This is a genomic window from Spirillospora sp. NPDC052269 (assembly GCF_040679435.1).
Taxonomy (GTDB): Bacteria; Actinomycetota; Actinomycetes; order Streptosporangiales; family Streptosporangiaceae; genus Spirillospora.
In genome coordinates this window covers 17,696-35,470 of the sequence record NZ_JBFAUU010000031.1, presented here as the reverse complement: position 1 = coordinate 35,470, position 17,775 = coordinate 17,696, and the positions used below count along the sequence as shown (strand labels likewise).

Below are 17,775 nucleotides of genomic sequence, written 5' to 3'. Positions count from 1 at the left end.
CCCGGCGGAGCCGTATCCGTCAGTCCTCCGAGCCCGCTGAGCCCTCGGAATCGTCGGCGAGGCCGAGGGTGCGGACCTCCTCGTCGAGGGCGCGGGCGGTCGCGGTGCTGCCCGTGGCCTCCAGCTCGTGCGCGAGCTGTTCCAGTTCGGCGCCGCCCGCCATGAGCGCGGTCAGGTCCTCGCGGGTGATCTCGTCCTTGTCGTGGTAGCCGATCGGACGACCCCGGTTGAGGATCAGGAAGCGGTCGCCGACCGGGTAGGCGTGGTGCGGGTTGTGGGTGATGAACACGACGCCGAGGCCGCGCTCGCGCGCCTGCACGATGTAGCGCAGGACGACCCCGGCCTGCTTCACGCCGAGGGCGGCGGTCGGCTCGTCCAGGACGAGGACCTTCGCGCCGAAGTGGACGGCGCGGGCGATCGCGACGCACTGCCGCTCGCCGCCGGAGAGGGTGCCGATCGGCTGGTCGACGTCGCGCAGGTCGATGCCCATGGCGAGCAGCTCGTCCCGGGTGGTGCGGCGCATGAAGTCGACGTCGAGGCGTCCGAAGCCCCTGCGCTTCTCCGAGCCGAGGAAGAAGTTGCGCCAGACCGGCATGAGCGGGACGACGGCGAGGTCCTGGTAGACGGTCGCGATGCCGAGGTTCAGCGCGTCCCGGGGCGAGGCGAACGACACGGGCTCGCCCTGCACCTCGTAGACCCCGGAGTCGTGCCGGTGCAGCCCGGCGACGATCTTGATGAGGGTGGACTTGCCCGCGCCGTTGTCGCCGAGCACGCACACCACCTGCCCGGCGGCGACCTCCAGCGACACGTCCCGCAGCGCGATCACGCTGCCGTAGTCCTTGCCGACGCCGGTCAGCTTCACCAGGGCGGTCATCGTTCGGCCCTCCGGCGGACGAGGTGGTTGACGACGGTCGCGGCGAGCAGCGCGGCGCCGAGGAAGAACCGGAACCAGTCGGGGTTCCAGCCGGCGTAGACGATGCCCTGGTTGACCATCCCGTAGATGAACGCGCCGATCGCGGCGCCGATCGCCGAGCCGTAGCCGCCGGTCAGCAGGCAGCCGCCGATCACCGCGCAGATGATGTAGAAGAACTCGTTCCCGATCCCCTCGCCCGACTGGATGGCCGGGAACGCGAACAGCACGTGCATGCCGGAGAACCAGGCGCAGAACGCGACCCCGGTGAACAGCGCGATCTTGGTCCGGGCGACCGGGACGCCGACCGCGCGGGCGCTGGCCGCGTTCCCGCCCACCGCGAAGATCCAGTTGCCGGCGCGGGTGCGCAGCAGGATCCAGGTCGCGACGGCGGTGAACCCGATCCACCAGAACACGGTGATCTTCACGTTCACGCCGCCGATGCCGATGTCGGAGGCGAACACGTCCTTGGCGCTCCGGAAGCCGTCCATGTCGGCGATCGAGTCGGACGCGACGTTCCCGGTGACCGCCTTCGTCACGCCCAGGTTCGCCCCGGCCAGCATGAGGAACGTCGCGAGCGTGACGATGAAGCTCGGCAGCCTCGTCCAGACGTAGAGCAGGCCGTTCAGGACGCCGAGCGCGAGCGTGACGACCAGCGAGACCGCCACGCCCGCCCACACGTTCAGCGTGAGCTGGAACGACACGAGCGAGGCGACCAGCGCGGAGCTGATCACCATCACCCCCGCGGACAGGTCGAACTCGCCGCCGATCATCAGCAGCGACACCCCGACCGCCATGATCCCGAACGTGGACGCGGCGTACAGGACGTTCGAGAACGACGAGGTCTGCAGGAACGCGTCGGCCGTCGCGGAGAACAGGACGAACAGCGCGACCGCGCCGATCAGCGCGCCGAACTCGGGCCGGACGAGCAGGCGGCGCAGCGGGTCGCGCCGCGCCAGCCGCTCGTCCGCGACGCCCTCGGCGGGGGCCTGCGTCACCTGGTGCCCCGCTCGGCGAACGGGGCGATCTGGGCGGCGTTGTCCTTGGTCACGATCGCCGGGCCGGTGAGGACGGGCCGTCCGCCGCCGAGGACGTTGCCGTTGTTCCTGTAGAGCCACAGCTCGTCCACGGCCTCGTAGCCCTGGAGGTACGGCTGCTGGTCGACGGCGAACTGGATCGAGCCGTCCTGGATGGAGGCGATGAGGTCCTTGTTCATGTCGAACGTGCCGATCTTCGCCTTGCTGCCCGTCTCCTTCACCGAATCGACGGCCGTCGCGGCGAACGGAGCGCCGAGCGTGAGCACGCCGTCGATGCTCTTGTCGGCCTGCAGCTTCGCCGTGATCGCCGACTTGACCTGCGGCATGTTCGTGCCGGTCACGTACAGGTTCTGCATCGAGCCGCCGAAGGTCTTCTTCGCGCCCGCGCAGCGCGCCTCGAGGCCGACGTTGCCCTGCTCGTGGACGACGCAGAGCGCCTTCCTCGCGCCGATCTTCGCCAGCTGCTGCCCGGCCGCCTCACCCGCGACGCTCTCGTCCTGGCCGAAGTGGACCAGCGCGCCGAGCTTGCCCGAGACGTCCGCGCCGGAGTTGATCGTCACGACCGGGATCTTCGCCGCGGCGGCGCGGGCGAGGACGTCCTTCATCGCGTCCGGCTTGGCGAGGGTGACGACGATGCCGTCCACCTTCTGGTCGATCGCGGTCTGGACGAGCTGCGCCTGCTGTCCGCCCTCGGGGTTGGCCGAGTAGAGGAACTGGACGTTGTCCTTGGCGGCGGCGGCCTTCGCCCCCTTCTGGACGATGTCCCAGAACGTGTCACCTTGTCCAGAATGAGTGACCATGGCGATCTTCAGACGGGGGCCGCCGCCGGCCACCGGGCTCGAGCTCTCCTCGGCCTTCTTCCCCCCTGAGCTGCTGCAACCGGCCAGCGCGGCGGTCAGTGCGAGCGCGGCCGTCGTCAGGGTGAGCAGTCGTCCGCGTGTCGTCGGTGTCCTCACGGGCCGGTCTCCGTTCGTTGGGGGGTGGGCGATCGGCTGGGCCCTATATTGGCGGGTCCTCCCCCTCCAGGTCACGGCTGTTTCTCGGCGGATGGAAGGGGTAATTGAGACTGAATGCGCAGAAGATCGTTTTCGCCACCTCGGTGGCGGACGGCGCCTTCACCGCCGCACCTCCTCGACGTCCACGGCGCGTCCTTCGCGCCGGGACAGGTCGCACGCTTCGGCCAGGTAGAACGCTTCGAGGGCCTCCCCGGGCGGGCACGGATTGGCACGGGCGCCCGCCGCGACCTGGAGGAACACCTCGAGCTCGGCGTCGTAGGCGGCGGCGAACCGCTCCAGGAACCCGCTGTAGGGGGTGCCGCGCCGTCCCTCGTCGGGCAGCGGGGTGAGCGGGGTGTGCTCGTCGAGGCCCGCGGTGACGCTGTCCTTGGACCCGAACACCTCCAGCCGGACGTCGTATCCGGCCGCGTTGTACCTGGTGGCGGCGAGGAGGCCGAGCGTTCCGTCGTCCAGGACGAGCAGGGCCGCGCCGGTGTCCACGTCGCCGCACTCGCGGAAGAACGCGTCGCCCCGGTTGGCCCCGGCGGCGACGACCCGGACGATCTCGCGTCCGGTCACGTACCGGACGGAGTCGAGGTCGTGGATCATGCAGTCGCGGAACAGGCCCCCCGAGACCGGCACGTAGTCGGCGGGCGGCGGCGCGGGGTCGAACCCGCACGACCGGACGGTGTGCAGCCAGCCGAGCCGTCCGGACGCGACGGCGTCCCGCGCGGCCCGGTACCCGGCGTCGAACCTGCGCTGGAACCCGACCTGGACGGGGACCTGCGCGGACTCCGCCTCCCGGACGATGTGGAGCGTTCCATCCACGTCCGGGGCGAGCGGCTTCTCGCAGAACACCGGCGTCCCGAGCGCGATGGCGCGCCCGACGAGATCCGCGTGCGCGTCCGTGGCGGCGGCCACGACGAACGCGTCCGGGCGGGCGTCGTACAACCCGTCCACGTCCTGGAGCGCGCGGACAGAGGTGCCTTCAGAGGTGGGGGTGGGGTGGAGGCGGTCGGCCAGGGCGGCGGCCCGGCGCGGATCGGCGTCGGCGATGACGAGTTCGGTGACGTGGGACGAGCGGGCCAGGGCGGCGGCGTGCCGCGCGCCGATCCGGCCCGCGCCGGCGAGTGCGATCCTCATGTGCCCTCCCGGGCGGGGGTGGGTGAGCCCCGAGTGTGCTGGAGCGTTCCATACCCGTCAACGACCCGGGCAGGGCGCGCGCGGCGTTAGGGGCGACCGGAATCCGGCCGGCCCCGTCCCCTTCCTTCACTCTCCCTCGCACCGGCCTTCCACGGGGCACGACCAAGCGCTAGGTTGCCTCTATGCGCGTGTTCCTCACCGGTGCCTCGGGCTTCGTCGGCTCGCACACCGTCGCCGCCCTGCTGGCCGCCGGACACGAGCCGCGCGCCCTCGTCCGCGATCCGGACCGCGCCGCCCGCACCCTCGCCACGCTGGGCGTGGACCCGTCCCGCGTCGAGTTCGTCCGGGGCGACATGCTGGACGCCGAGGCGGTGTCCCGGGCGCTGGACGGCTGCGACGCCGCGATCCACGCCGCCGCCGCGATCGGCGTCACCGGCCCGGCGGGCGACCTGGTCTCGGCCAACGTCACCGGCACGCGCAACGTCGTCGGCGAGGCCGTCGCGCGCGGCCTGTCCCCCGTCGTGCACGTGTCGTCGGTCGCGGTGTTCGTCCCGCCGGACGGCCCGCTCATCACCCCCGAGAGTCCGCTGGCCAGCCCGCACACCGACTACGGCCGGTCCAAGGTCGCGGCCGAGCGGTACGCGCGCGAGGTGCAGTCGGGCGGCGCGCCCGTCGCGATCGTCTACCCCGGCGGTGTCTGCGGCCCGCACCAGCCGCACCTGGACGCGCTGCCGGAGGGGCTGGCCGGCGCGCTGAACCTGGCCTTCCCGCTCCCGCCCGGCGGCGTCGGCGTCATCGACGTCCGTGACCTGGCCGAGGCCCTGGCCCGCGCCGTCACGACGGCCCGGGGCGGCGAACGCTGGCCGCTCGGCGGCGCCTTCCTGACCTGGCCGCAGGTCGCCGACCTGTGCGAGACCCTCACCGGCGTCCCGAGCCGCCGGATGCGCGTCCCCGGCGCCGTCATGATCGGGCTCGGCCGCGTCCTGGACGCCGCGAAGCGCGTCCGCTCCTTCGAGTACCCGCTGACCAGGGACGCCGCGGAGATCATGGTCAGTCTCGTCCCGACCGACGACACCCCCACGCTGGCGGCCCTGGACCTCACGCTGCGCCCCGTAGAGTCGACCGTGGCGGACGCCCTGCGCTGGCTGGCCGCGTCCGGCCACCTCAAGACCCGCCGCGCGGGCCGCCTGGCCCCGGACGCACCCCGTCCCACCGAGGAGAAGCCGATGCCCACGCTCGTCCAGCGCACCCTGGGCCCGGTGTTCCGGTACATCTCGGGCGCTCCGTGGTTCGCGAAGGTCGGCCCCAGACTCGTCCCGCCGATGGACCGGGCGCTGCACCGGATCAGCGGCGGACGGATCCTGCTCGCCCAGGCCCTCATCCCGAGCCTGCTGCTGACGACGACGGGCGCGAAGACCGGCCAGCGCCGTCAGGTGCCGCTGGCGTGCCGTCCGGAGGAGGACGGCACGTGGCTGGTCGTCGGCTCCAACTTCGGTCGCGAGAAGCATCCGGCCTGGACGGCGAACCTCCTCAAGAACACCGAGGCCGAGGTGTCCTTCCGGGGCCGGACGACGCCGGTCACCGCCCATCTGCTGACCGACGCCGAACGCGCCGACGCGTGGCCCCGCCTCATCCAGGTCTGGCCCGTCTACGACCGCTATGTGGAGCGGGCCCCTCGCGAGCTGCGCATCTTCCGCCTGACTCCGCGTTAGCGGGTGCCCTGGTCCAGGGTGAGGGGGTGCCCGGCCGTCGCGTCCACGTGGTCGGGAACGTCCTCGTGCCGGTCGCCGACGCTGAGCGTCCCGGACGGCTCGAACAGCAGGAGCGAGGCGCCGTCCGGCGCGGACGGCTTGTGCTCGACGCCCTTCGGCACGACGAACACCGCCCCCTTGGGAAGGACGACCGTCCGCTCACCGCGCTCGTCCCTGAGCGCGATGTTCAGCAGGCCGTCGAGGACGAGGAAGAACTCGTCGGTGTCGTCGTGCGCGTGCCACAGGTGCTCGCCCGCCACCTTGGCGACACGAACGTCGTAGTCGTTGACCCGCGTGACGACGCGCGGGCTCCAGATCTCGCTGAACGAGGCCAGGGCGTCCTGCAGTTCGATCGGTTCATCGCTCATGCCCGCAGCCTGCCGTTCGCCGCGCGCCCCCGGTGAGTGCTAGGAATCGCATATGTCGCAAGGATCCTCGCACCGCGTCGTGATGATCGTGGAGGACGGCTCGAACCCCTTCGAGCTGGGCGTCGCGACCGAGCTGTTCGGCCTGCGCCGTCCCGAGCTGGACGTCCCCTGGTACGACTTCACGCTCTGCGCCGACGGCCCCGTGACCATGCACGCGGGCCTGTTCACGATGTCTGACGTCCCGGGCCTTTCCGCCGTCGACCGCGCCGACACGGTCATCGTGCCGAACCGTCCCGACCCCGAGACGGCTCCGTCCGGGCCCGTCCTGAGCGCGATCAAGGCCGCCGCCACTCGCGGGGCCCGCCTGGTGAGCTTCTGCACGGGCTCGTTCTCCCTGGCCGCCGCGGGTGTCCTGGACGGCCGCCGCGCGACCACCCACTGGCGCTGGGCCGACGCCTTCCGTGCCCGGTATCCGTCCGTCCGTTTGGAACCGGACGTCCTGTTCGTCGACGACGGCGACGTCCTGACCGCCGCCGGCAGCGCCGCCGCCCTGGACCTCGGCCTGCACCTGATCCGCCGCGACCACGGCGCCGAGGTCGCCAACACCGTCGCCCGCCGCCTCGTCTTCGCCGTCCACCGGGACGGCGGCCAGCGCCAGTTCATCGAACGCCCGGTGCCCGACATCCCCGACACGTCCCTGGCGCCCGTCCTGTCCTGGGCGCAACGTCGTCTGGACCGTCCGCTGGCCGTCCACGACCTCGCCACCTACGCCGCGACCAGCCCCGCCACCCTCCACCGCCGCTTCCAGTCCGAACTCGGCACCACTCCCCTGGCCTGGCTGACCGCCGAACGCGTCACCCTCGCCTGCCGCCTCATCGAACAGGGCGAACTCCGCCTCGACGCCATAGCCCGCGCCACCGGCCTGGGCACCCCCGCGAACCTCCGCACCCACCTACGCCGCCGAACCGGCCTCACCCCCACCGCCTACCGCTCCCGCTTCCTCCACGCCGAGCAGCACGGCGACTAATCGAAGGTGATCCGGAGCTGGCCGTCACCGCGAGCGGCGCCGTCCGCGGTGTTGTTCATGGCCAGCCACAGCGTTCGAACGCCGCGGTGCTCGGACGCGGGCGGAGCTTGCGAATGGCCGCCGTCCGCGATCATCCGCTCCAGCGCCTCCCGGCGTTCGACGGGCGGCTTGGCCGCGATCTCGACCATGTCGGGCACCACGTCCGAGACGCGGAGGTCGGGGCGGGGCGCGTCCCCTCGCTGCCACCGCTCGTGGGTTTCAGGGGCGGCGCGGACGAGCATCGTCCACGGGCCGAGGATGGTCCGCACGTCGGCAATGAAGCGTCTGCCCCAGGCCACGTGCTCCGGATCGCGGTACGGCCTGCCGTCGGCGTCGCGACGGGCCTCGAGCCGGGCGATCCGCTTCTGCGTCAGCCAGGGAAGACCGCCACGCAGGTCGAACTTGGCACTCCCCCTCGTAGGGTCCGGGTCGAGGTCGGGAAGGCGATCGAGGAACAGCCCGTACGGGCTGGGCGCTGGGCCGATCGTCGGACCGCAGAGATACTCCACCGGGCGGCGGGCCGGGCGGCAAGGCCGGTCTGAGACGAGCTGCAAGGGCGCGCCATAAAGAAAGTCGTCATCGAGTCCGCGGAGATCGTCGATCAGCTCCCGGTCCTTCCGCTTTCCATAGGAGGCGGGCAGGTCTCGCCGCTTCCGGTCGCTGAACACCGCCCTTCTGACCGCGCGTTGGGCGTGGTGCCAGACTTCGGGGACGGGCATGTGCGGCCCGAACCGCTCCCGCCATTCCTCCCGCCCGGACTCGACGACTTCCCTCAGACGTCTCACCTCCCCCTTGAACCCGATCACCGCAACGTCCCGCAAGGGACGGTCGCCGGTGATCCCCGATTCCGGGTCGGCCAACAGGCGGACGAGGCCGATCCGAGCCCGAAGCGCCTCGGCGTCCGGAGGAACGTACGGAGTGGGTCCAACCCACCCCAGATAGGCGTGGTCACCAATCAAGAACGGCTGTCCGTCCTCGCCCCACCTGCCGATGAGCTGCCCGCGCCGAGCGCCGAGTCCGTGAAACCGGCAGGAGGTGTCGTCCTGGGCGGTGGGCCCGTACCAACGCGTGTTGCCGTACTTGCGACCGTTGGCGTCACGGGTCGCCCAGTCCCGCGCGGTGGTGTCGAAACACCACGTGCCGCTCGCCTGCGACATCAGCGCCAAGTCGGGACTCGGACGCCCCACACGCGTGTCCTGCCACCCCTGGTCGGCGAAGACGATGAAAGCCGGACTCCCCATGCGCGCACCCCTACCCGGCGGGGGGATTGCGCCCACTCCTACCCATATCCACCCCGCCCTGAACCCCCCGCCCACCAAGCCCCAGAGCGCCCCGGCCCTCGCGGATTCCGAACAGCACGATCTCAGGCCGGTTCCCTCGGATGGGGGTCGACAAGCTTGACGCCGTCGTGGTGCCTGATCGGGACGCTCGCCAGGGCGGCTTCCATGGCGTCCAGGACGCGGACGGCGTAGGCCTCGTCCAGCATCGAGGTCACCTCGTGCCGCGTGGCCCAGTGGAACGCCTTGACCTCGTCGTTGGCCGAGAGAGCCCCGGCGACGACGCGGCATCGAAAGACCAGGGCCACGATTCCGCGCGACATGTTCTTGTAGACCCCGGTGAGCGCCACCGCCTCGACCGTCAGCCCGGTCTCCTCGTGAACCTCACGCTCGACGCCGTCCGTCACGCCCTCCTCGATCTCGAGGACGCCGCCGGGCGGCTCCCAATGGCCGTTGTCCCTCCGCTGGACGAGCAGGGCCCTTCCTCCGTCATCCAGGACGACCCCGGCGACACTCACCGAATGAACACTCGCCACTGCGTTCCTCTAGTGGTCAGCGTGAGTTCTCGTTGGACAAGGGGAGGCCGTGCATCAGGACGTCGAACGTCGGCGCGTCAGGCAGATCCGGACGAAGCTGCCCGATCGTCGTCCAACCCCAGCGGCGATAGGCGAGGTACGCGTCATTGGTGGGGCGGACCAGGAGCGTCGCACGTGACTCGGGGCGGGAGCCGAGGAGTTCGTCATGGAGTCGGCGGCCGACGCCCCGTCGGGTGGCGTCCTGGCGCACCATGAGTTCGGAGAGTGCGAACGTCCGGCGGCCGTTCTCGTCGGTGTAGCCGGGCTCGACCGGTGTCTTCAGCCCCCGCCACCAGGCGGTGTCGGCGTGCAGGGGCCAGCCCCATGCCTGCCCGATCGGGCGGCCTTCCGCATAGGCGATCACCAGGTCGAAGCCGTCTCGCTGGACGTAGGCGTCGAACCGCTCCATGAACGCCGCGTCGGTGGCGAACCGGTCGCCCGCAGGGACCTCCCGGACGTACGCGTCCCGCTGGATATCGGCGACCACCTCCCTCAACGCGCGCGCTTCAGCGGGGTCGTGGCGCCTGAACGTGACCGTCACTTGTTCACTCCTCCTATGCGCCGGCCAGCATCGACTCGGCTTGGTCGAACCGGTCCCGGAACTCGTCCGATCCGCCGGTGGCCGCCTGCCGGACAGGCCGTAGTTCGCGCAGAACCCGGCCGGAGGTCAGGTGGCCGTCGACGATCTCGGCCAGGACGGCCATTCCCTCCTCCACCGCGCCGGGAACATCACCGAGCTCGGCGAGGGAACCGGCCAGCCGTGCGCGGTAGAAGGCCCGATCGCGTGGGGAGCGGTCGTCCTCCAGGACCACGCGAAACAGCGGTGTCGCTCTGTCCCGCCTGTCCAGGCTGCAATACCCGCTGGCTTCGTAGCCGTTGATCTCGGAAGGCCGCACGAAGCTCGTCCAGTTTTGGTCCGAGTCGTGGGAGCCGCGTTCGATCTCGTCGCGCGCCAGGGCGACCTCGCGCCGAAAGGCGATCTCATCACCGAGTTCGGCGTGGGCCAGTGCCCGCCGAAGCTCGATGAGGGCGCGCAGCCTCGGGGACGGCAGGTGGCGTGCGGCCATCCCCGCCCGCTCCGCGAACCGCAGTGCCTCCCGCGCGTGTCCTCTGCGTCCCGTCGCGCGGGCGAGGTACGTCGCCTGCTGTGCCATGTTCAGGTTCACGTGAGCCTGAAGCTGCGGGTCACCCGAGCTTTGGGCCAGCATGGCGGCATCGGCGTACAGGGCGCGCGCCGGGTCCTGCCTGCCCGCATCGTAGGCCAGCCAGGCGGTCTCGATGCCCAGGTCGGCGGTCACTCCCAGCAGCCGGGCGCCCACCTGGTCGTCGTAATCGCATTCATCGAGCATCGCCCGGGCGCGTCGGAGCAGGCGCTCTCCCTGGCGGAACAGGCCAGTCCCGCCGATCACGCGATCCTGCCTACCCAGCCGCTCCAGGCTGGACTCCAAGAAGCGGACATGTCCCTTGTCCACGCGCATGGGCAGGCCCGTCTGCGGCAGGGCCGCCCCGGCCGCAGCGGCGCCCACGAGCGCACTGAACTCACGGCGGGTGTACTCAGGGTCGCCCCAGAAGCCGGATTCGTCGTCGGTGTTCACCATGGCCTCCTGCTCTCCCGTGATCAGCGGGAGCAGCCCCTGGCGAGGCAGCTCCAACACGTCCCACAGTCGCAGGATCTCTCGGATGTCATAGAAAGTCTGCCTCTGGCCGCGTTCGATCTTGCTGACCAGGGCCTGCTGGCACCCGAGAAGGTGGGCGAACTCGAGCTGGGAAAGCCCCGAACCTCCTCGGAGGATCGCCATCACGGCCGCCATGTCCTGCCGCGCGAGCGCCGACCGAAGGGGCGCCGAATCCCACAGCCACCTCGGAACCACGCCCTGTTGTGAGCGCGCCGCGAGAAGGCAGGCGCCGCACAGGGGGTCGGTATTGTATCGACTCAGACGCACGTAACGACATGCCGGACATACGCGTTCCTGTGCCGAAGCAGCCATCCATATCCGCCTTATGGGCCGGTTTCCGCCTTGTGAACCATGCGCAAGCTCTCGCTCCACGCAGCGTAAACCCAGTTCAAGAGGCAAGTAATCCAGCTTGGATTATCTCACCGCGTTCACGTCTCTCCACATTGCCATTTGAGCCTCCTCCAAGGGGTTCCAAAGTGTTCTCCACGCAACGTTCCGGCCTCGCCAAGAGGCCGACGGAACCCGGGAGGATTCGGATGAGGACACGACGGTGGGCCTTCACAGAGCAGGTGCGCGCGGACGTTGAGGACCATCACCTCGGACGGCTCGCCTGGACACTCGCCGAACACGGCTGGATGTCCTCCTCCCGCCCCTGGGAACGCCCCCCGGATCCTGCGGGTCTACCACCCGCTCGTCCCCCACATCGGGGAATCCGTGCGCGTACGCAGACACCGGGGACGACTGTTCTTCTTCGACAGCACCGGACACGTCCTCGGACACGTCCGCAAACTCGAACGGGCCGTCGCCGGAATCGACGCACAGCTCGAACCCTGCCGCGTCGCCGCCCAGACACCCACGCGGACCACCCGATGACCGCAACCCCGGACGTGAAACAGCGACAGGTCTTCCCGTCCGCCACAGAACAGGTCGCGGCGGCACGGCGATGGGTCGCCAACGTCCTCGGGGACGACCACCCCGCACTGGACGACTGCGTCCTGCTCACCTCCGAAACCTTCACCAACGCCGTCATCCACGGCGACGGAGAGCAGGTCGAGGTCATCGTGGAAATCGACGGGTGCGGGGTGACCGTGGCCGTCCTGGACGAAGGCGGCGAGGCGCTCCCGCACTACATCGACGACCCCTGCGGGCTCGGCGGACGCGGACTCCCCATCCTCGAAGCCCTCTCCCACGACTGGGGATTCCACGTCCTCAAGGACGGTCGGCTGCGGGTCTGGTTCTCCTTGGACGGTTAGTCGGCGAGCATCTCGGTCATGTCGTTCGCTATGGATTCGAGGGGCTCGGTATTGCCGATGGTGGCGTACCAGGCCCAGAGTTCCAGGGCGTGGTGGAGGCGGTAGAGGGGGAAGGCGTTCGGGGTGGCTGGGGTGCCGTAGGCGTCCCATAGAGCGGAGAGGTGGGGACGGCTTTGGGGTGGGGCGTAGTAGTCGGTCTTGGCCATGTCCAGGAGCGGGTCGGCGGCTACTGCGTTCTCCATGTCGATGATGGCGGTCACCTGCCATCCTTCGGGGGTTTCGTCGACCAGGACGTTTCCCTCGTGGAAGTCGTTGTGGCAGAGGACGGGGGTCGTGCATTCCTGCCATAGGGCGGCGTGAGTGGTGATGTGTTCTTCGATTCGGGCGGCCAAGGCCGGGGCGCCGCCTTTCTCTCGGAAGGTCCGGAGGTGGCGGGTGAAATGGGACGTCATGTATTCGGCGTTCGTCTGCACCGGCTCGGCGACGCCTTTCACGATGAAGCCGAAGGCGTCCGTGTGGCGGCTGTGCAGGGACGCGAGGATTCGGCCCATCTGGGTGTAGAGGGAGTGCAGCGCGTCCGGCGGGAGGGACTCGGAGACCTCCGACAAGGGCCTGCCCGGGACGGACGTCATGACCACGGCCAGCGGGTCCCGGGAGGCGTGCAGGGCCCGTGGGGCCGGGACGCCGTCGGGGAGGAGGCCGTAGACGTGGCACTCCTTGACGACCTTCCAGCCCTGGTCCTCGGGGTAGAACTTCACGATCAGGCGGACGTCGGGGTTCGCGCAGACGACCTCGGCGACGAGGGCGTTCTCGCCGCCGGTTCGCCGGAGCACCTCGCGGATCTCGGCTCCGGGGTGGACGGCGTGGATCAGCTCTTCCATGGCGGCACGAGATCATGTTTCTCCGGGCATCGCGATGAGTTTTCGGAGGCATGGGATGAGCGCCGGGTACGCCCAGGTCAACGGGCTGAACATGTACTACGAGGAGCACGGGCAAGGAGAACCGCTCGTCCTGCTGCACGGCGGGGTGCTCACGGTGGAGTTGTCGTTCGCGGCGATGCTGCCCGAGCTGGCCAAGAATTTCCGGGTCGTCGCGCCCGAGTTGCAGGGGCACGGGCACACCGCCGACATCGACCGTCCGATCAGGGTGGACGCGATGGCGGAGGACGTGCGCGGGCTGCTGGACCACCTCGGGATCGAGCGGGCCGCCGTGTTCGGCTTCAGTCTGGGGGCGTTCGTCGGGCTGCAGCTCGCCATGGAACATCCTGAGCGGGTGACGGCGCTGGTGGCGGCGTCCGCGCCGTTCCGTCCGGACGGGTACCACCGGGAGATCACCGATCCCGAGCTGTGGGAGACGTCCGAGCTGATGCCGACCGAGGAGGACTTCCGCGAGATGCGCGACACCTACCTGAGGGTCGCGCCCGATCCGGGGCGTTTCGGGGCGTTCATGGCCAGGACCTCGGAGGCCGTGCAGGAGTTCCCGGGCTGGCCGGAAGAGCGGCTGCGGGGCCTCACGGTCCCGACGATGGTCGTGGTCGGGGACGCCGACTTCGTGACGCTGGAGCACGCGATCGAGATGCGCGGGCTGATCCCGGGGGCACGGCTGGCCGTCCTGCCGGGGACGACGCATCAGACGGTCACGAGGCGACCGGAGCTGGTTCCGATGGTCGAGCGCTTTCTGTCATAGGGCGCCGATAGCTTTCCCACGCGTTCGCGGACGGCGGTCCGGTGCGAGGCGATGGTCGCGCTCCGGGAGAGATCGGGTGTGCCCTGCCCTTGAGGCAGGACGGCCGAAGACTCCGACGAATACCCGCCCGTCTCCGGTACTTCTCGGGCCCCCGTCCGTGAACGCGAACCTGGGGAGGCAGTCATCGAGGAAGTGTTCACGCTCGCGCTGAGCCGCGTCGCGCTCGCCGACGGCTTCTTCCTGTGGCCGCGCGCCGACCGCGAGCGGTTCCTCCTGCTCGTGCGCAGGGCCACGGCGGACGATCCCGAGTGGACGGCCCGGTTCCTGCGCTGGTTGCGCACGTCCACGCCACTGCGCATCCCGGCGATCGTCGGGGCCTGCGCGTTCGTCCGGGAACGGTTGGAACGGCGGCAGAACGGAACGTCGCGGGGGGTCGTCTCGTCCGTTCTCCTCCGCGCGGACGACCCCGGGCACCTGATCGCGGCCTGGCGGGAGATGTACGGGAACGCCATCCCGAAGCCGGTCAAACGCGGCTTGGCGGACGCGGTCGTCCGGCTCTACGACGAAACCGCCCTCGCCCGGTACGACACCGGTGGACGGCACTTGAACCTTCCCGCGGCGGCCTGGGCGCGCGAGCCGTGGGACGGGTTGCCGCCGCCGTGGCCGTTCCGGTTCGGGGGCGTCATCCGGCTCGTCCATCCCGCGCCGCGGGACGCGCGGCAGGCCGAGGTGTTCCGGCGCGCGCTGGACGGGGTGCGCTTCCAGTGCGAGAACGCGGGCGAGCCGCCGCTGCGGGACGTCCTCGCGTCGTTGCGCCGCCTCGACCGCGCGGGCACGCCGTTCGAGGACGCGATGGAGGTCGCCGAGCGGATCGCCGATCCGGCGGAGGCGGCGGCGGGCGGGCTCGGGCCGCTCGCGTTCGCGGCGGCGCGGCGGGCCGTCGGCACCAGCCGGTGGAACACCCTGCTGGAGGACGCGGCGGGCCGCAGCCTGGCCCGCTTTCCCGAGATCCCGGGCTGGACGCTGGTCCTGGTCGGAGGCGATCCGACGGCCCGCGTGTTCGGGCTGTCGCTGGCCCGCCGGTGCGCCCATGCCGATGTCATCGACCGTTTCGGACGCCCGTTCGAGCTTCTCGGCGACGAGTCTCCGCTGCACGACCTGCACCGCCGGCCCCCGGCGCCGAGCGCGGGCGGGGCCGTCCGGACGGCCGCCAGGCAGTCGACGGTCGCCCCGGCGAACGCGCTGACCAGCGCGTTCGCCGGGCACGACCGGATCGTCATCGTGGAGACCCATGCCGCCGAGAACCGGGAGCTCCCCCTCGGCGTCCCGGTGTACCACTGGGTCTCGGACGTGACGGGCCGCGGTCACGAGGCGGCGCCCGGCGGCGGGGTCGCGCTGATGGGTGTCGGCGACGAGGCGCTCCGCGTCATCCCGTGGGTCGAGGACGCCCGCAGGGGCCGTTTTCCCTTCTGAGAACGGCGGAAGGCCGCCTCACACAGGGGCGAGGCGGCCTTCGGATCCGGATGGTCCGGGTCAGACGGTGACCGGGGTGTTGGCGGGCTCGAGGGCCAGCTCCAGCACCTCCCGGACGTCGCTGACCGCGTGGACGGTCATGTCGTCCAGCACCTCGGCCGGGACGTCCTCGAGGTCGGGCTCGTTCCGCTTCGGGACGATCGCGGTGGTGATGCCGAGCCGGTGGGCGGCCAGCAGCTTCTGCTTGAGCCCGCCGATCGGCAGCACCCGGCCGGTGAGGGAGACCTCGCCGGTCATCGCGACGTCCGAGCGGACCGGACGGCCCGACAGCAGGGACGCGAGGGCCGTGGTCATGGTGATCCCGGCGCTCGGCCCGTCCTTCGGGACGGCTCCGGCGGGCACGTGGACGTGCACGCCGCGGTCCTTCAGGTCGCCGACCGGCAGTTCCAGCTCCGCGCCGCGCGAGCGCAGGTAGGACAGCGCGATCCGGGCGGACTCCTTCATCACGTCGCCGAGCTGGCCGGTGAGCGTGAGGCCGGTGTCGCCGGTCTCCTTGTCGGCCAGGGACGCCTCGATGTAGAGGACGTCGCCGCCCGCGCCGGTCACGGCGAGGCCGGTCGCGACGCCGGGCACGCCCGTCCGCCGCTCGGACTTGCTGAGCTCGGCCTCCGGGGTGAACCGCGGACGGCCCAGGTAGTCCTTCAGCCCGGGCTCGCCGACCGTGATCGGCAGCTCGCTCTTCTCCAGCGCGACGTTCGCGGCGACCTTGCGCAGGACGCGGGCGATCGCGCGGTCCAGCGACCGGACGCCCGCCTCACGCGTGTACTCCGACGCCAGCTTCCGCAGCGCCTCGTCGTCGAAGGCGACCTCGGACGGCTCCAGCCCGGCCTTCTCCAGCTGCTTGGGCAGCAGGTGGTCGCGGGCGATCGTCACCTTCTCGTGCTCGGTGTACCCGTCGAGCTGGACGAGCTCCATCCGGTCGAGCAGCGGCCCGGGGATGGCCTCCACGACGTTCGCGGTCGCCAGGAACAGCACGTCCGACAGGTCGAGCTCGACCTCCAGGTAGTGGTCGCGGAAGGTGTGGTTCTGCTCGGGGTCGAGGACCTCCAGCAGCGCCGCGGACGGGTCGCCCCGGTAGTCGGCGCCGACCTTGTCGATCTCGTCCAGCAGGACGACCGGGTTCATCGAGCCGGCCTCGCGGATCGCGCGGACGATCCGTCCGGGCAGGGCGCCGACGTAGGTGCGCCGGTGGCCGCGGATCTCCGCCTCGTCGCGGACGCCGCCGAGCGCGACGCGCACGAAGTCGCGTCCCATGGCCTTGGCGATGGACTCGCCCAGCGAGGTCTTGCCGACTCCGGGAGGACCGGTCAGGGCCAGCACCGCGCCGCTGCGCCGCCCGCCGACGACGCCGAGGCCGCGGTCGGACCGCCGCTTGCGGACGGCCAGGTACTCGATGACGCGCTCCTTGACGTCGTCGAGCCCGGCGTGGTCGGCGTCCAGCACCTCGCGCGCGCCGGAGATGTCGTAGGCGTCCTCGGTGCGCTCGTTCCACGGGATGTCGAGGACGGTGTCGAGCCAGGTGCGGATCCAGCCGCCCTCGGGGGACGCGTCGGACGACCGCTCCAGCTTGTCGACCTCCTTGAGCGCGGCCTCGCGGACCTTCTCGGGGAGGTCGGCGGCCTCGATGCGGGCGCGGTAGTCGTCCTCCTCGCCCGCCGGGTCGCCGTTCAGCTCGTTGAGCTCCTTGCGGATGGCGTCCATCTGCTGCCGGAGCAGGAACTCGCGCTGGGTCTTCTCCATGCCCTCCTGGACGTCCTTGCGGATGGTCTCCGCGACGTCCAGCTCGGCGAGGTGGTCGCGGGCCCAGCCGATGACCAGGGTCAGCCGCTCGACCGTGTCGGCGGTCTCGAGCAGCTCGACCTTCTGCTCGTCGCTCAGGTAGGGCGCGTAGCCGGCGTTGTCGGCGAGCTCGGACGGGTCCTCGATCTTCTGGACGACGTCCACGACCTGCCAGGCGCCGCGGTTCTGCAGGATGGCGCTGACCAGGCCCTTGTACTCCTTGGCCAGCTCGTGCGCGTGCCCGTTGGCGGGCGGGACCTCGATCTCCTGCCCCTCGACCCACAGCGCCACGCCCGGACCGGTCGTCCCGGTGCCGATGCGGACGCGGGACACGCCGCGCACGACCGCGCCCGGCTCGCCGCCGGGCAGCCGCCCCTCCTGCTCGATCACGCCGAGCGTGCCGACGGCCGCGTACTGCCCGTTCAGCCTGGGGACCAGCAGGACGCGCGGCTTCACCGCGGAGCGGATGCCGGGTCCCTTGGCCTGGGCCGCCGCCCGCGCCGCCTCGACCGCCGCGCGCACCTCGCCCTCGGACAGATCGAAGGGGACGACCATGCCCGGCAGAACGGCCCCGTCGTCCAGGGGCAGCACCGGCAGCGTCAGGGTCTCGCTCATGCTCTCAGCTCCAAGTCTCTAGGGAACCCGAACCCCGCAGGGTTGAGTCATCCACACTCAAGAAAACGGAGCACGAAATAATTTCCTCAGCAACGTTCGCTCTCAGCAAAC

Annotated in this window: 16 protein-coding genes; 5 read left to right on the top strand and 11 right to left on the bottom strand. The window is 70.9% G+C overall.

Annotated elements, in window-relative coordinates:
• Window positions 1-19: 19 nt before the first annotated feature.
• The 4 genes from AB0L06_RS41160 to AB0L06_RS41145 form a co-directional block, all read right to left on the bottom strand.
• Complete coding sequence (locus AB0L06_RS41160; protein WP_500236936.1) at window positions 20-874, bottom strand: ATP-binding cassette domain-containing protein; 855 nt, start codon at window positions 872-874, stop codon at window positions 20-22.
• Window positions 871-1,908, bottom strand: coding sequence for an ABC transporter permease (locus tag AB0L06_RS41155; RefSeq protein ID WP_500236933.1), 1,038 nt, complete (start codon window positions 1,906-1,908; stop codon window positions 871-873). The genes AB0L06_RS41160 and AB0L06_RS41155 overlap by 4 nt, the downstream gene beginning before the upstream one ends.
• Window positions 1,905-2,903: a sugar ABC transporter substrate-binding protein gene (locus tag AB0L06_RS41150; protein WP_500236932.1), complete on the bottom strand. Its 999-nt coding sequence runs from the start codon at window positions 2,901-2,903 to the stop codon at window positions 1,905-1,907. Before AB0L06_RS41150 ends, AB0L06_RS41155 begins: the two co-directional genes overlap by 4 nt.
• 159 nt (window positions 2,904-3,062) lie before the next feature.
• On the bottom strand, window positions 3,063-4,085 hold the full coding sequence (locus AB0L06_RS41145) for a Gfo/Idh/MocA family protein (RefSeq protein ID WP_500236931.1): 1,023 nt from the start codon (window positions 4,083-4,085) through the stop codon (window positions 3,063-3,065).
• 182 nt (window positions 4,086-4,267) lie between these two features.
• On the opposite strand from AB0L06_RS41145, the gene AB0L06_RS41140 reads away from it, so the two are divergent.
• Complete coding sequence (locus AB0L06_RS41140; protein WP_500236930.1) at window positions 4,268-5,797, top strand: nitroreductase family deazaflavin-dependent oxidoreductase; 1,530 nt, start codon at window positions 4,268-4,270, stop codon at window positions 5,795-5,797.
• Here the strand turns inward: AB0L06_RS41140 and AB0L06_RS41135 are convergent.
• Window positions 5,794-6,204 (bottom strand): cupin domain-containing protein, encoded by a 411-nt coding sequence (locus tag AB0L06_RS41135; protein ID WP_500236929.1) that lies wholly within the window; start codon window positions 6,202-6,204, stop codon window positions 5,794-5,796. The genes AB0L06_RS41140 and AB0L06_RS41135 overlap by 4 nt on opposite strands.
• Window positions 6,205-6,256: 52 nt before the next feature.
• Here AB0L06_RS41135 and AB0L06_RS41130 point away from each other — a divergent pair, with 52 nt between their 5' ends.
• On the top strand, window positions 6,257-7,231 hold the full coding sequence (locus AB0L06_RS41130) for a helix-turn-helix domain-containing protein (protein WP_500236927.1): 975 nt from the start codon (window positions 6,257-6,259) through the stop codon (window positions 7,229-7,231).
• Here AB0L06_RS41130 and AB0L06_RS41125 read toward each other — a convergent pair.
• From AB0L06_RS41125 to AB0L06_RS41110, 4 genes are all read right to left on the bottom strand, one after another.
• Window positions 7,228-8,511, bottom strand: coding sequence for a hypothetical protein (locus AB0L06_RS41125; RefSeq protein WP_500236926.1), 1,284 nt, complete (start codon window positions 8,509-8,511; stop codon window positions 7,228-7,230). The two genes, AB0L06_RS41130 and AB0L06_RS41125, sit on opposite strands and share 4 nt — an antisense overlap.
• A gap of 122 nt (window positions 8,512-8,633) precedes the next feature.
• Complete coding sequence (locus tag AB0L06_RS41120; RefSeq protein WP_500236925.1) at window positions 8,634-9,065, bottom strand: NUDIX hydrolase; 432 nt, start codon at window positions 9,063-9,065, stop codon at window positions 8,634-8,636.
• 34 nt (window positions 9,066-9,099) lie between these two features.
• On the bottom strand, window positions 9,100-9,663 hold the full coding sequence (locus tag AB0L06_RS41115) for a GNAT family N-acetyltransferase (RefSeq protein WP_500236924.1): 564 nt from the start codon (window positions 9,661-9,663) through the stop codon (window positions 9,100-9,102).
• Between the two features lie 13 nt (window positions 9,664-9,676).
• Entirely contained in the window at window positions 9,677-11,110 is a 1,434-nt protein-coding gene (locus tag AB0L06_RS41110) for a helix-turn-helix domain-containing protein (protein WP_500236922.1), read from the bottom strand.
• 557 nt (window positions 11,111-11,667) lie between these two features.
• On the opposite strand from AB0L06_RS41110, the gene AB0L06_RS41105 reads away from it, so the two are divergent.
• Window positions 11,668-12,051 (top strand): ATP-binding protein, encoded by a 384-nt coding sequence (locus AB0L06_RS41105; protein WP_500236920.1) that lies wholly within the window; start codon window positions 11,668-11,670, stop codon window positions 12,049-12,051.
• On the opposite strand, the gene AB0L06_RS41100 is transcribed toward AB0L06_RS41105, so the two are convergent.
• Window positions 12,048-12,932, bottom strand: a complete 885-nt coding sequence (locus AB0L06_RS41100) for a phosphotransferase family protein (protein WP_500236919.1) — start codon at window positions 12,930-12,932, stop codon at window positions 12,048-12,050. The genes AB0L06_RS41105 and AB0L06_RS41100 overlap by 4 nt on opposite strands.
• A gap of 55 nt (window positions 12,933-12,987) precedes the next feature.
• On the opposite strand from AB0L06_RS41100, the gene AB0L06_RS41095 reads away from it, so the two are divergent.
• The gene (locus tag AB0L06_RS41095) at window positions 12,988-13,737 is read left to right on the top strand and encodes an alpha/beta fold hydrolase (protein ID WP_500236917.1); all 750 of its coding nucleotides are present in this window, start codon (window positions 12,988-12,990) and stop codon (window positions 13,735-13,737) included.
• Window positions 13,738-13,929: 192 nt separating this feature from the next.
• Complete coding sequence (locus AB0L06_RS41090) at window positions 13,930-15,210, top strand: hypothetical protein (protein ID WP_500236914.1); 1,281 nt, start codon at window positions 13,930-13,932, stop codon at window positions 15,208-15,210.
• Window positions 15,211-15,270: 60 nt separating this feature from the next.
• Here the strand turns inward: AB0L06_RS41090 and lon are convergent, their stop codons facing one another.
• The gene (gene lon, locus AB0L06_RS41085; protein ID WP_500236913.1) at window positions 15,271-17,664 is read right to left on the bottom strand and encodes an endopeptidase La; all 2,394 of its coding nucleotides are present in this window, start codon (window positions 17,662-17,664) and stop codon (window positions 15,271-15,273) included.
• Window positions 17,665-17,775: the final 111 nt, after the last annotated feature.